The organism is Romboutsia sp. MSSM.1001216sp_RTP31141st1_G3_RTP31141_220114 (assembly GCF_039031195.1).
Lineage (GTDB): Bacteria > Bacillota > Clostridia > Peptostreptococcales > Peptostreptococcaceae > Romboutsia_C > Romboutsia_C hominis.
This window is the reverse complement of record NZ_JBCIUO010000002.1, coordinates 263710-277751: the sequence shown is the minus strand read 5'-3', so window position 1 is coordinate 277751 and position 14042 is coordinate 263710. Positions and strand designations below refer to the sequence as shown.

The window sequence follows — 14042 nt, the reverse complement described above, 5'->3', positions numbered from 1 at the left end:
TAAATAGTATATATAGCATAGAAAAGTTCGTAAATTATAGAATATATGTTTTGTACTAAGCTGAAAAATTAGCCACGCTTTGCGTAGCCTATTTTAATGAATCAAAATAAAGTGTAGATAGCTCTTTAAATAGCTTGTCCTTTTCATCTCTACTAATATCTTTATCTTTAAAGAATCCTTCAACAAAATCTAAAAATTGGTCTTTTATATCTATATTAATATCTCTGTCTTCATTTATACATAGTAAGTAATCTAAAGATACATTAAAGTACAGGGCGAAATCTCTAAGTGCTTCTGTTTCTGGCTTTCTCTTGTCGTTTTCATATTGAGATATTGCTGACTTTGTGAATGTATAACCATATATCTTATTAAAATCATCTACTAACTCTTGTTGTTTTAGACCTTTTTGAATTCTAAGTTCTTTAAATCTTTGTCCAAAAGTCATTTTAAATCCACCTCACCATACTTAAAGTATAGTATAAAGTTTCGTTGGTGTAAACTAAAAAACAAATATTAGCAAAAAATATTAAAAATATATTGAAAGTTAACATAAATAGAACTACAATTTAATTAAAGATAACAAAAATAAAACTAATTAACAAATACAAAACTTAAAGGGGGATTTTATGTATAGTAAGTTAAATATTAGAGTCCTTAGGTTTAATACAATTAAGGATGTAGATAAGATTATTTTTAATCATTATCTTATGAGAAGGGTTAATGCTAATAATATTTACAAAAAACTTGAAACTGGGTATTTTACATTTACTATAAGTGGGGCAGTTAGTGAGCTTGGATTTTCTAAGGGCAAGGTACAAAGATTAATTAAGACCTTTGAGGAGTTAGGTATTATTAGTAGGGTAGTTAAAGGCAATAAAACTAATAAATGTTCTATATATAAATATATAACTGACTCTAGGCATGATACTAAAATTGATACAAAAATAATAACTAAAAATGATAATGATGCAAATTTAAGTGAAATATTATATATTAGTGATTTTAAGGACTTAGGGGATAAAGATTTTAAAGATTATATAGACAGTGATACTAATAATGATAATAAATGTGTAACTAAAGAAGGCAACTTAGAAAAAGATAATATAAATAAAAAAATAAATAATATATGTATTGATGTAATTGCTTATTTTAATAAAACCTGTAAAAAGAATTTTAAACCAACCACCAATAAAACAAAAAGCCTTATTAAGGCAAGGGTAAATGAAGGATTTGAGTTAGAAGATTTTAAGAAAGTGATAGATATTAAGTCAAAACAATGGATGTATAGTGATATGCAAAAATATTTAAGACCTGAAACTTTATTTAGCAATAAGTTTGAAGGGTATTTGAATGAAGAAATTTTAAATTATTCAAAAGAAGAGTCTGATGGAGAATGGGAAATTGAATTTGATTATTAGGGGGAACTATGAAGAAGTTTGATGCTATTAATATAGAGCAAAGTATTATTGGGAGCTTAATAAGTGATAATACATTAAATTTTAAGCTAGAGGAATTATATGAGGATTTATTCACTATAAATATTCATAAGTATATTTTAAATGTTATGAAAGTTTTGTATAAAAATAATATGGCTATTGATATTCAAAGTGTATATACAAAGCTTAAGGACAGAGATATTAATATAGAGATAAGCTATTTAACTGATATGGTAGCTATTGGAGAAAATTATTCTATAGATAGTCATATTAGAATTTTAAAGGACAAGTATTTAAGAAGAGAGATTATCAAAAATTGTACTAATCTTTTTCAAGACCTAGGTGATGATGAAGATATGGATTTGGTTGTATATAATTTTGAGAAAAGAATGAGGGAAATTTTAAATAAAAATACTCAAAATTATAATGATAGTGTTAAAGATATTTGTGAAAGATTGCTTGATTATTTAGAAAATGATGGGGATATGGGAATAAAGTTTGGTGTTGAATATTTGGACAATATTATAGGAGGGTTATTTAAAGGTGAGCTTACAACTATTGCTGCTAGAAGTGGTGTTGGTAAGACTGCCTTAGCTCTTCAGATTATGTTAAACTGTGTTTTTCAAAAGAAAAAGGTATTATTTATTAGTAGGGAAATGAGTAATGAGCAAGTTTTTATGAGAAATATTACAAAAAAGACTGGAATTAGCACCAAGAAAATGAAGAATAAGCAATTAGAAGAAGATGAGTGGAAATTGGTTATAGATACTTTTAAGGAGTACTCTAGTCAAAACTTAATGTATATAAATGATAAGATAAGCACTATTAGTGCATTAAAAAGAAGGATAAGGGAGTTAGAGCCAGATTTAGTTATTATAGATTATGTTCAGCTTATGAATGTTGAATCTACTATGCAAAATAGAGAAAGAGAAGTGGCTAGTTTGTCTAGGGAACTTAAAAATATAACTTTAGATTTTAATATACCTGTTATTCAGCTTAGTCAATTAAATGATGAGATGAAGGACTTTAGACCTTGGGGAGAGCGACCTATGAGAGATAGTAAGGCTATATTTCACGATAGCAACAATGTAGTATATATTCATGAACCTGTTAATTCTGATTTTGAGGATGCTATAAAAGCTATAGGTACAAATAGAGATAAGGTTATAAATTCTAGGAAAAATGGAATAAAGCTAGTTGATTTAATAGTTGCAAAATGTAGAGATGGGGAAACTGGATATAGGCACTATTGCTACAATGGAAAAAGACTTCATTTTCAGTCTATTAACTATTAATGTTTATTAGAGGAAAAATAAAAAGGAGCTAGCCTCTATTTAGAGACAGCCCCTATATTTTTAGAGAGTTCACTAATACTATCTGTTAGTTTAGTTAGCTTTCCTTCTATTCTAACTAATAAATACATAGAAAGAGCAATAGGAAAGCCAACATTAGCAATCAGATTTTGCAAGTTTTCTTCCAACTAATTATACAACTAAGTCGTATTCAGTAGTATCAGTTTGAACTACCTTAGCATCTACTAAAGCAGCTAATTCCTCTCCATTTACAACAAATACACCTTTTGATAAAACTAAAGTCATAGCAGACTTTATCTCAGATTCAGTTAGATTTTCTCTAGGATCATCTACTGATAAAGAAATATTTTTTCCATTTGAAGTTTTAAAAGTCATTACAAGTTTCTTTTTTATTTCCATAATATATCCCCCTAATTTTAATAATTAAATTTTAATAACATATAAAATAAGTAATTTTATTCTGATAAGGTATTAGTGTCTATTTTAGATACACTTAAAAGTGTGTTAGATTGAAGTGATGAAATTGCTGCTGCAACATCATATACATCTTGGTCTAGTGCATCTGGTGATATATTAGCATAAGTTTTACTTTTAACTATGCTTTTGCCAGTTTCATCATCCTTTCCACAATCATATCTTAATTTAAGTCCTGATGGGTTTTTAGTTACTACTACCGCCATAATAATCCTCCTTATATTCTTAGCAATTAGCTAAGTTATTTTAGCAAGTTGCCTTGCTTATACTTATATAATAGGTGAGAAAAATTATATGTAGTTATAATGTAGGTTGACAACTTATGTAAGGGATATATGTTTCTCAAATACTTTTGTGGAAAGAGGTATTTAGTGACACTACTATATAAATAGAAGGAAAAAGTAAGGAAAATAATAAAAAACAGGAGGAAAGTATGATAAGAGAAGACTTAGAGGCTTTATATGAGTTAGTTGGTGAAGAAGTATATTTAGAGATATGCAAACTATATGGAGGTAACAGTTTATATGTTCCAACTTATAGTAGTGCTATAAGGGATAAAAGGAATGAAGAAATTATTAAAAGATTTAATGGAGTTAATGCATCTATATTAGCTAGGGAATATAAAATGAGTGTAAATCATATAAGAAGAATAGTTAAATGTGGTTAAGATTTAGAAAAATATTTGTGAATAATGTTTGAAATGATAAAGTTAGAAATTGAATCTTTTGTTCAAAAATGTAGTGATTTCAAATAAAAAGGGGAAAGGTGTCGAAAAAAGGGGATAGCTTTAGCTATGTAATAGCAGTATATAGAGAAATTAAAATGTAAAAAAATGGATTTGAATGTTAGAAAATGTCGAAAAAAGGGGACTCCGCAAATTTGAAAGATTGGCTAAAACCATTGAAATAAATATTTTCCTGGACTATGATTAATCTTGTGAGAGATACAAAGACCTGAGAGATGTTAAAATAACATAAATCGGAGGGAAATATTATGAAAAAAAGAAATATGGCTATAACAATAGCTGCAGTTAGTGCGGCAACTTCAGTAGCTCCAGCCTTAGCTTTTGCTGATACTTTAGATAATCAAGTAATAGCTTCTACTGATGCTAACGCAGTTAATCAATTAAAAGGGGAAATACAAGGATTTTTAAACACTAAGTATACTAACGAAGCAAATATGTTAAAGGATGTAACATATCAAAATTCAGAAAAACAAAATTTAACAAAAGCTGTAGCAGGACAATGTGTTTATACTATACAAGTAAAATGTGAGAACGCTAAAAATAACATATCTAACTTAACAGATATGGATCAATTAGATGTTGCTTTAGCACAATTAAATAATACAGATAATAGATTTTTAAATATAGAAGTAATAGATAATGGACATAACACAGTTAATGGACAAATAGTTAACTGGAAAGAAGGAAAATACACTCAAGAAGAGGTACAAGCTCTATTAAATACACCATTAGATAAAGAAGCTGCACAAAAAGCACTAGAAACTGCACAACAAAATGCAAAAACAGCAGCAGATGCAGTAACAGCTGCACAAAGTAAAAAAGATGCAGCAGATAAAGCAGTAACAAGTGCAGGAGGTTCAGCTACAACTGAACAAAAGCAAGCTGCAGCAGCTGCAGCAACTGAATTAACAGCAGCGCAAGAAGCAAAAACAGCAGCAGATAAAGCAGTAACAGATGCTCAAGCTGCAGTAGCTAAAGCTCAAAGTAATACAGGTATAGAAGATGTAACAAAAGTAGATGATAATACTGTATCATTAACATTAAAAAATAACAAAACTCCATTAGTTATAAAAACAGGAGATACTATACTTAATTTACAAGCTCCTATATATTCTCAAGATAAATCAGGAAGCTACTTAGATAAAGATGGACAAGTAATAGCTGGTGTAACAACTAATGAACAAGCTGCTACTAATGACAATACAGTAGTAACTGGATTTGAAGTTGCGAGAGAAAATTTACAAACAGCTCAAAATGGACAACCAAGTGATTTTGAAGCTAATAGAAACTATGGTGTTGATTATAAAGCAGTTGCAACTACTAATTATAAAGCACAAGACTTATATGATTCTTCAATAGGTAGATTTACAGATGCAGGAAATCAATTATATAAATTTATAAAAGACTACAATGCAACAGCTCCAATAACTTCAGGAAACTTAGCTACTATAGGTGATGTTACAAACGGCACATTAACTATAACATTCCCAGTAGACAAAACTGAAGCAATGAAAAATAGTGTAGCTACAAATGCAGCTGATGGTGCATTTGCTAAAACAGTTATATCAGGAAGCAACAATGATTTAACTGCATTAAAACAAGCATTAACTAACAATGCTCCAATAAAAACATTAGCTGGTGCTGATAGAGATGATACAGCGGTACAAGTAAGTAAAGCTGCATTTACAGCTAATAACTCAGCACAAAATGTTGTTTTAGTTTCAGGAACTGCCTTAGCTGATGGATTAACAGCTACTCCATTTGCTGCAAGTAAAAACGCTCCAATATTATTAACAGGAAAAGATAAAGTTAATGATAAGACTATGGCAGAAATAGCAAGAGTATTACCAGCTAATGGAGCTAAAAACGTATATGTTATAGGTGGAGAAAACACTATATCTAAATCTGTTGAAACTCAATTAAAAGCTAAAGGATATACTGTAACTAGAATACAAGGTGACGATAGATACCAAACATCTTTAGCAATAGCTAAAGTTATGGAACCAACATTAAATGGAGACATATATGTTGCTGGTGGATATGCAGAACCAGATGCTATGAGTATAGCACCGATCGCTGCTAGAAAAGGAGCTACTAATCCAATATTATTAGCTAATGATAAAACTGGATTAAGTACAGATCAAATAAATTATATATCAGGAAATAAGGCTGCTAAATCATATATAATAGGTGGTGCTGATAGAGCTCCAGAATCTATAAAAACTCAATTAAAAGATGCTGGTATGACTAATGCTACAGAAAGATTATCAGGTGCTGATAGACAAGGAACTAATGCTGCAGTTATAAAAGAATTTGCTACAGCTGATAATATGAAAAACTTATATGTTGCTAAATCAGATAACCAAGGATTAGTTGATGCTTTATCTGCAGGTGTATTAGCTGGTCAAACTAATTCTCCAGTAGTATTAGCTACTAATGCTGTAAATGCTGAGCAACAATCAGTAATAAAAGCTAAAAACCCAACTATAACAAATAAGACTCAAATAGGTGAAGGTATAGCTGCTCAAGTTTGGTCAACTATAAATAACTTATTCACAAAATAGTATTTGTTTAATATAATTTCATCAATCTTCCTAAAAGAGTATAGACGAAAGTCTATACTCTTTTTAAAGTTGCTTATAGTTAACTTATTTAAGTATAAAACTAGTATAATAGCCATAGCAGCTATTATCGTAATATTTCATGTAGTTACAAGCACATTTAGATGATGGAAAACTTCTTTGAAATAATGAAACAAGAAATGTATTAAAAATTATAGAATTGAATAAGAATTAAAGATTGCATAAAGTAAAAATACTGGAATGAAAATTCATTCCAGTATAAAGTTCAATTTTGTGTCTTAGTACAATAACTAAATAGAGCTCTTTTTATTATCAAAATCATCCAACTGCCCATAAGCACAACAAAGCAACAAATAAAGCTCCTTTTTCCTATCAGCATCCACATTATCATCAACAAAAACCCTACTAGCTAAATTTATCATCTTATCATAGCTATTAGAGTACGACCCTTCAACATCTTTGTCCATAAAAATATCATTAAAAAACATAATAATCCCCCTGTTATAAAACTATATAAAATAAATTAAAATCTCAAATAGAAATTCCTATCTATAAATAATTGTATCACAATATGGAAACAAATGGTAAAAAAATAAAACAAATGTTTGGTAAAAACAATCACTCATTCCTAGTAAATGATATATAGATACATTAAAAAACAATCTATTGATATATATAGCATTTATAGTTTGTGCTGAAATAAATATTTAAAAGATTAGACATAAAAACTTTAAATAAAGCAAAAAGGCAAAAGTAAAAAATAGTGAAAAACATGGAAAATTATGTTGAAATGATTTTAGTATCTAATAGTTACTAGAGTAGATGTTAATATGATTTGAGAAAATCAAAAATTTCAAATAAATTGTAATTAATTATGGATATAACAATAATAGTTATATCCTTTTTATTTGCTTATACAGATACTTATATAAATTAAGGTTGGAATTTAAATATATTCTAAGCTATTCAATAAGGCACCTTAAATTTAGGTACAGGAAAAATTATAGGAGGTTAAGAATATAGGATAATTATGAGGGATGAAAAATTAGATATATATAGGGGTTTAATTATGATGTATATCATTGGATTTATACATACATTATATTGGTTTCCGAATTTTGGAACTAAAATTAAATCCTTCTTTCTTTTTGAGATGGCAGTTGTATTTTTTATAACTGGAGCAAGTTATTCATTAAGTAATAAAAAATCATATGGTAAATATATTATCTCAAGGATACCTAGAATATTAATACCATATTTTATATTTATAATACTATTTAATATTTTTATGCATGGAATTGTTGGATTTAATTTAATAAATGCTAATATAATGACTATACATTTTGGTTTTGCAATAATAATATTATTAGCACATTTTTGTAAGAATATTAAAAGTGAAAATATAAAAAGTGTAAATTTATTTTTAATTATAGTTTTGAATACAGTGATATTAAGTAATGGGCAAGGTTTTATAAAAATATTTAACTTAGGTGTACAAATGTTACCTAGACTATAAATTTAACAACAGAGAGATATTTAGGTCTTGGAAAAAGAAAGAGATAAATACTTTAAAAAGTAGTGCAAGTGATCATAGAAAGATACTTAAAGATTATAATGAAGAAATAATAAATCAAATGATTATGGTAGTTCAAAGTTGTACAATAGTTTGATATGCGCTTTATTCTGCGAGTAATATAGATAATCCTAATATGATATTTACAACTGTATTTGTAATATATGGTATTTTTAGACACAATTATATTATTAATATCAGTGATGAAGGAAAACCAACAGATGTGGTATTAAGTGATACTAGTTTAAAAATAGATGTTTTGTTATGGGTAGTAACATGAATTATTATATTATTATTCTAGTATATAATTTTCATGATAAATAATATAAGGGGAAATAAATTTAATGGAATTAAAGTTATTGATAGAAGAGTTTATAATAAATTATGGACTCATAAGTATTTTTATAATAGTAGCCCTTGAATATGCAAATGCTCCCTTACCTAGTGAGATAGTATTACCGTTTGTAGGAATACTAGCATTTAAATTTGATATGAATATATTTTTAGTTATACTAGTATCAATAATCGGTGGAGTATTTGGATCAGTATTAAATTATTATTTAGGATACAAATTAGGGCAACCACTATTATCATTTATAAAAAATAAATATCCAAAAACTAAAAAATCTATAAAAGCATCGTATAGATGGTTAGCAAAATATGAAAAAATATCTGTTATGTTATCAAGATTAGTTCCATTAGCTAGAACTTTTATATCTATAGTAGCAGGTGTTACTAGAATGAATGTATGGCAGTTTACATTGTATTCTGCAATTGGAATATCTGTATGGAATATAGTTCTTATATTAGTTGGCTATTTTATAGGAGATAATATGGATTTAATTGTTAATATAATGAATAAGTACTCTCTAGTAGTAGGAATAATAGGTATTTTAGTAATAGGATTTTATTGGATAACATTAAAAAATAGAAAAGAAAAAGATAGTGATAAATATATAAATCAAGAAGTATAATCATATCCTTTTACTTGCATATTATATTTGTTTTTATATTTTGTATGGTAAATAATATTAAAGTAATAGCAGAAGGTGTTTAAAATAAAGAGTAAGTAGATATTTTAAAGAATATAGATAATGATAATGTATTTAGATAATGATATTTTTATGCTCAGCCTCAGAGTAAAGGAAATATAAAATTAATAATATGTATAAAAAATATAATAGATAGTAGTAAAAGGGTGGTTTGTAAAAGCCATCCTTTTTTAGATAAACAATGTAAAAAAAATAGAACGAGCACAAAGGTAAGAAAAATACTAAAACATACAAAAAAATACAAAAAATACAAATAATATCAAAAAAGTGTTGAAATTTTGTAGAAAAGCATATATAAATATATAAATAAAATAATTTTAAAATTAAATTAAATTAAATAAAAATATTTGAATGATAAAATAATTTTGAATTGAGATTAATAAAATGTTATTTAACTAAAAATTTAAAATAGGAAATAGTATTAAATTTAAAAATGCAAGGAACTTAATTATAAAGTAGTATTTGAAACTTAGAGGGGAGAACTGAATGTGATAAAAAATAAGTTTTATAAAATCTTAATAGTAAATATATTACTTGTAATAGTTGCATTAAATTGCAGTATTTTATATGCCAATGAAAAAGATATAACCATAAAGTTAGGGGTATATAATTATGAACCATATTTTTATATTAAAGATGGAGAAGTTAAAGGGTATTATAAAGATATTTTAGATAAGATTATTCATGATGTTAATAAAAATAATACTAGTAATAAAAAGATAAAGGTTGAATATGTAAAAGGAAAGGTATCTTCATTAATCAAAGATTTAGAAGCAGGTAAAATAGACATTATGATGGACCTTCAGTATACAAAGGAAAGAAAAGATAAGTTTATTTATTCTAAAAATTATATTGGAGTAGAGAGAATATCAATTTACACTTATAAAGATTCTGAACCTGAAGATATAAAATATCTAGACAAAAAAAAGGTTGCTTTTATAAAAGAAGAATATGGATCACAATGGTTATTAGATTGTTTACAATCATATAATATAAATCCTATACCTATATGGGTAAATGATTATAAAGAAGCATTACAAAAGTTAGATGACAAATCTGTAGTGGCAACAATTTCCCCATCAGACGAAAATAAACTTGATAGATACAACGAAATTCAGCAGTTTTTATCAGGTCCTGTATATATAGCAGCATCAAAGGATAATAGATGGATTATAGATAAAATTGATAACACTATAGACAATTATACTAAAGAAGAGAAAGAGGAATTAGAAAAGATATATTTTAAATACTTTCACAATAAAATTGCAAAGAAAGAAGTTTTATTATATATAATATCCTCAATATTTATATTATTTATATTAATAAAATATATAATACCAGCTAAAAAGAAAAATAATCTAAGAAAAAAAATAAAAGATGACTTAATAAAAGATAGATATACAGTTTATTATCAACCAATAGTTAATCCTAAAAATGATAAAATTGTAGGATTTGAAGCTTTAATTAGATATATAAATTCTGAAGGCAAAATAGTACCACCACATTTATTTATAAATGATATTGAAAATAGTAATATGACTGAGGAGTTATCAATATGGGTGTTTAAAACCATATTAAGAGATTATGAGTGGTTTAAATTAAACACAAATCTAAAGGATGAAAAGTTCTATATTTCTATGAACATATCTTTTAATGAGATAAAAAGCAAAAAATTCTTACAAACAGTCAATTCTATAATTGAAATGGATGAGAGTTTTGAGAGTAAAAAGATTGTATTTGAAGTTGTTGAAAATATAGAATCAGAGAATTTAAAAGAAATAAAAAAAGGTATGGAGTTTTTACAAACTAAAAATATAAAAATAGCTTCAGATGATTTTGGCATTAAATATTCAAATCTAGATATATTATCCAAATTTAATTTTGACATGGTAAAAATAGATAAATATTTTATAGATGAGATTAAAAATAACGAATTTAATCATGAGGTTATAATGTTTTTAAGTAAGATATGCAAGCAATATAACAAAAGTATAGTATTAGAAGGTGTTGAAGATAAAGAACAAGTAGACATTATAAAAAATATAGACTACGATAATATATTTATACAAGGATATTTTTATGCAAAGCCTCAGAGAAAAGAGGATATAGATTTGATTAAAATAAGGAAATAACAAAAAGTTAATAAAACAATAATATAAAGCGAAAAGGAGCAGACATTGTCTGCTCCTTTTCAGTGTGAGAAATACTTGAAAAAAGAGATGTTTTAAATTTTTCAAGTATTTACATTATATACCACCTAAACATATATGTCTATATAAAAACTAAAATATATAATATAAAAATTATTAAAAAATAAAATGAGGTATGTAATTAATAGTTTTTACTTATATTAAGTAATTTTGGGATATATGGTATAATAAGGTTATAAATTAAAAAAACTAGTGATAAAAATGTATGTAACTAGACGAATTCTATTGAATATTAGGGGAGGCAGTAAAAATATATGTCAATTTTAGATAGATTAGTCAGTAAAGCTGATGAAAATGAAATAAAATCATTAAATAAAATTATAGATCAAATCGATAGCCTTGAAGAAAGTATGGTAGGCTTAAGTGATGAACAATTAAAGGGAAAAACTAAAGAATTCAAGGAAAGGTTAAAATTAGGCGAAACATTAGATGATATATTAGTAGAAGCTTTTGCAGTATGTCGCGAGGCATCAAAGAGAGTTTTAGGTATGCGTCAATATAGAGTTCAGCTAATAGGTGGTATAGTTCTTCACCAGGGTAAAATAGCTGAGATGAGAACAGGAGAAGGTAAGACATTAGTTGCAGTAGCACCAGTATATTTAAATGCTCTAGAAGGCAAAGGGGTACATGTAATTACTGTAAATGATTATCTTGCTAAGCGTGATAAAGAAATCATGCAACCTGTGTATGAGTTTTTAGGTATGAGTGTAGGGGTTATACTTGCAAACCAAGATCCATCTGAAAGAAAAGCACAGTATAATTGTGATATAACATATGGTACTAACAATGAGTATGGATTTGATTATCTAAGAGATAATATGGTAACTAATAATGAAGAAAAAGTACAAAGAGAATTAAACTTTACTATTATAGATGAGGTGGATTCTATACTTATAGATGAAGCTAGAACACCACTTATAATATCTGGTACTGGAGATGAAAGTAATAAGCTATACGAATTAGCAAATGCTCTTGTTAAGACCTTAATAGAAGAAGATTATGAGATAGAAGAAAAAGATAACACTATATCACTTAGTGATAGTGGTATGACTAAGGCTGAGAAATTCTTTGGTATAGAAAACTTAACTAACATAGAAAATATAGAAATATATCATCATATTAACCAAGCACTAAGAGCTCATAAGTTAATGGATAAAGATGTTGATTATGTAGTTAGAGATAATGAAATAATGATAGTTGATGAGTTTACTGGAAGAATAATGGATGGAAGAAGATATTCAGAAGGACTTCACCAAGCTATAGAAGCTAAAGAAGGTGTTGAGATAAAAAGAGAATCAAAAACACTAGCAACAGTAACATTCCAAAACTTCTTTAGAATGTATAAAAAACTTTCGGGTATGACTGGTACTGCAAAAACAGAAGAAGGTGAGTTTGAATCAACATACAATATGAATGTTGTTACAATACCTACAAACAAACCAATTCTTAGAGCTGACTTAAATGACTTAGTATTCAAAACAGAAGAAGACAAATACAATGCAGTAGTTAATGAAATAGAAAGAATACATAAAACTGGACAACCTGTATTAGTTGGTACTGTTTCTATAGATAAATCAGAATATTTATCTTCTTTACTTAAGAAAAAAGGTATAAAGCATGAAGTATTAAATGCTAAAAACCATGAAAAAGAAGCTGAGATAGTTAAAAATGCAGGTAAATTAAATGCAGTTACAATAGCTACTAACATGGCAGGTCGTGGTACAGATATATCTTTAGGGGCAGAAGATAAAGAAGAAGAAGTTAAAGTTAAAGAACTTGGAGGTCTTTATGTAATAGGTACAGAAAGACATGAAACAAGAAGAATAGATAATCAGCTAAGAGGACGTTCTGGTCGTCAAGGAGACCCAGGTACTTCAAGATTCTTTGTTAGTTTAGAAGATGAAGTTATAAAACTATACGGTGGAAGAAGTATAGAAAAAATAGCTAAAAAAATTACTCCAAATAAAGATGGCTCATTAGAAGGAAAGAGCTTATCTAAAGCAGTAGAAAGAGCTCAAAGAGGAATAGAAGGTAAAAACTTTGAAATAAGAAAAAACGTAATAAAATACGATGATGTTATAAATGAGCAAAGAAAAGTAATATATTCTGAAAGAAACAAAGTCCTAGATAAAGATGATTTAAGCGAATCAATACAAAATATGGTAAAAGATATAATAGAAGAAACTGCACAAAGATATTTAAGACATCAAAAGGATTACTATGGATTCTTAAATAGTCTAAATGCTAGTTTTATGCCAAAAGAATCTTTAATAATACCTGGTATGGACAAAATGACAGTTGAAGAAACAATTGATTACACTTATGATTTATCTAAGAGAGTGTATGACCTAAAGAAAATAATGATAGGGCCAGATAAGCTTAAAGAATTAGAAAGAAAAGTATTATTAGAAGTAGTGGATACTAACTGGATAGATCACATAGATACAATGGATCAGTTAAGACAAGTTATAGGGCTTTCGGCTATTGGTCAAAAAGACCCAGTTAAAGAATACACTATTCAAGGTTATGAAATGTTTGAAGATTTAAATAGAACAATAAGAATTGAAACTGTAAAATATTTATATAAATTTAACTAATTTGCTAATTCCCCTAAGGTATAATTTTTTATATATTAGGGGAATTTTATTTTTATATTA

At 27.0% G+C, this 14042-nt stretch carries 13 protein-coding genes; 8 read left to right on the top strand and 5 right to left on the bottom strand.

The annotated features are described in order from the left end of the window. Window positions 1–88: 88 nt before the first annotated feature. Window positions 89–445 carry a helix-turn-helix transcriptional regulator gene (locus tag ABCP60_RS06770; protein WP_092923892.1) on the bottom strand — a complete coding sequence of 119 codons (357 nt, stop codon included), beginning with the start codon at window positions 443–445 and terminating at the stop codon, window positions 89–91. Between the two features lie 181 nt (window positions 446–626). On the opposite strand from ABCP60_RS06770, the gene ABCP60_RS06765 reads away from it, so the two are divergent. Both ABCP60_RS06765 and ABCP60_RS06760 read left to right on the top strand, forming a co-directional pair. Then, a complete protein-coding gene (locus ABCP60_RS06765) occupies window positions 627–1418 on the top strand; it encodes a conserved phage C-terminal domain-containing protein (RefSeq protein WP_343101505.1) in 792 nt (263 codons plus the stop codon). Between the two features lie 8 nt (window positions 1419–1426). Next, on the top strand, window positions 1427–2731 hold the full coding sequence (locus tag ABCP60_RS06760) for a DnaB-like helicase C-terminal domain-containing protein (protein ID WP_343101504.1): 1305 nt from the start codon (window positions 1427–1429) through the stop codon (window positions 2729–2731). Between the two features lie 35 nt (window positions 2732–2766). On the opposite strand, the gene ABCP60_RS06755 is transcribed toward ABCP60_RS06760, so the two are convergent. The 3 genes from ABCP60_RS06755 to ABCP60_RS06745 are packed head-to-tail and all read right to left on the bottom strand — an operon-like array spanning window position 2767 to window position 3429. Continuing rightward, the gene (locus ABCP60_RS06755; RefSeq protein ID WP_092923898.1) at window positions 2767–2916 is read right to left on the bottom strand and encodes a YvrJ family protein; all 150 of its coding nucleotides are present in this window, start codon (window positions 2914–2916) and stop codon (window positions 2767–2769) included. 4 nt (window positions 2917–2920) lie between these two features. Then, window positions 2921–3148: a DUF2922 domain-containing protein gene (locus ABCP60_RS06750; protein ID WP_195928472.1), complete on the bottom strand. Its 228-nt coding sequence runs from the start codon at window positions 3146–3148 to the stop codon at window positions 2921–2923. A 56-nt stretch (window positions 3149–3204) separates the two neighbouring features. Beyond that, window positions 3205–3429: a DUF1659 domain-containing protein gene (locus tag ABCP60_RS06745; RefSeq protein WP_092923904.1), complete on the bottom strand. Its 225-nt coding sequence runs from the start codon at window positions 3427–3429 to the stop codon at window positions 3205–3207. A 182-nt stretch (window positions 3430–3611) separates the two neighbouring features. On the opposite strand from ABCP60_RS06745, the gene ABCP60_RS06740 reads away from it, so the two are divergent. Beyond that, window positions 3612–3890 carry a Mor transcription activator family protein gene (locus ABCP60_RS06740; protein WP_330383783.1) on the top strand — a complete coding sequence of 93 codons (279 nt, stop codon included), beginning with the start codon at window positions 3612–3614 and terminating at the stop codon, window positions 3888–3890. 326 nt (window positions 3891–4216) lie between these two features. Continuing rightward, complete coding sequence (locus ABCP60_RS06735; RefSeq protein WP_343101503.1) at window positions 4217–6532, top strand: cell wall-binding repeat-containing protein; 2316 nt, start codon at window positions 4217–4219, stop codon at window positions 6530–6532. A 308-nt stretch (window positions 6533–6840) separates the two neighbouring features. Here ABCP60_RS06735 and ABCP60_RS06730 read toward each other — a convergent pair whose 3' ends face one another. After that, window positions 6841–7038 carry a hypothetical protein gene (locus ABCP60_RS06730; RefSeq protein ID WP_092923913.1) on the bottom strand — a complete coding sequence of 66 codons (198 nt, stop codon included), beginning with the start codon at window positions 7036–7038 and terminating at the stop codon, window positions 6841–6843. Between the two features lie 542 nt (window positions 7039–7580). Here ABCP60_RS06730 and ABCP60_RS06725 point away from each other — a divergent pair. From ABCP60_RS06725 to secA, 4 genes are all read left to right on the top strand, one after another. After that, a complete protein-coding gene (locus ABCP60_RS06725; protein WP_343101502.1) occupies window positions 7581–8066 on the top strand; it encodes an acyltransferase family protein in 486 nt (161 codons plus the stop codon). Window positions 8067–8467: 401 nt separating this feature from the next. Further along, the gene (locus ABCP60_RS06720) at window positions 8468–9097 is read left to right on the top strand and encodes a DedA family protein (RefSeq protein WP_343101501.1); all 630 of its coding nucleotides are present in this window, start codon (window positions 8468–8470) and stop codon (window positions 9095–9097) included. A gap of 566 nt (window positions 9098–9663) precedes the next feature. Continuing rightward, a complete protein-coding gene (locus ABCP60_RS06715) occupies window positions 9664–11307 on the top strand; it encodes an EAL domain-containing protein (RefSeq protein ID WP_240275582.1) in 1644 nt (547 codons plus the stop codon). A 332-nt stretch (window positions 11308–11639) separates the two neighbouring features. Then, the gene (gene secA / locus ABCP60_RS06710) at window positions 11640–13982 is read left to right on the top strand and encodes a preprotein translocase subunit SecA (RefSeq protein ID WP_343101500.1); all 2343 of its coding nucleotides are present in this window, start codon (window positions 11640–11642) and stop codon (window positions 13980–13982) included. Window positions 13983–14042 lie beyond the last annotated feature (60 nt).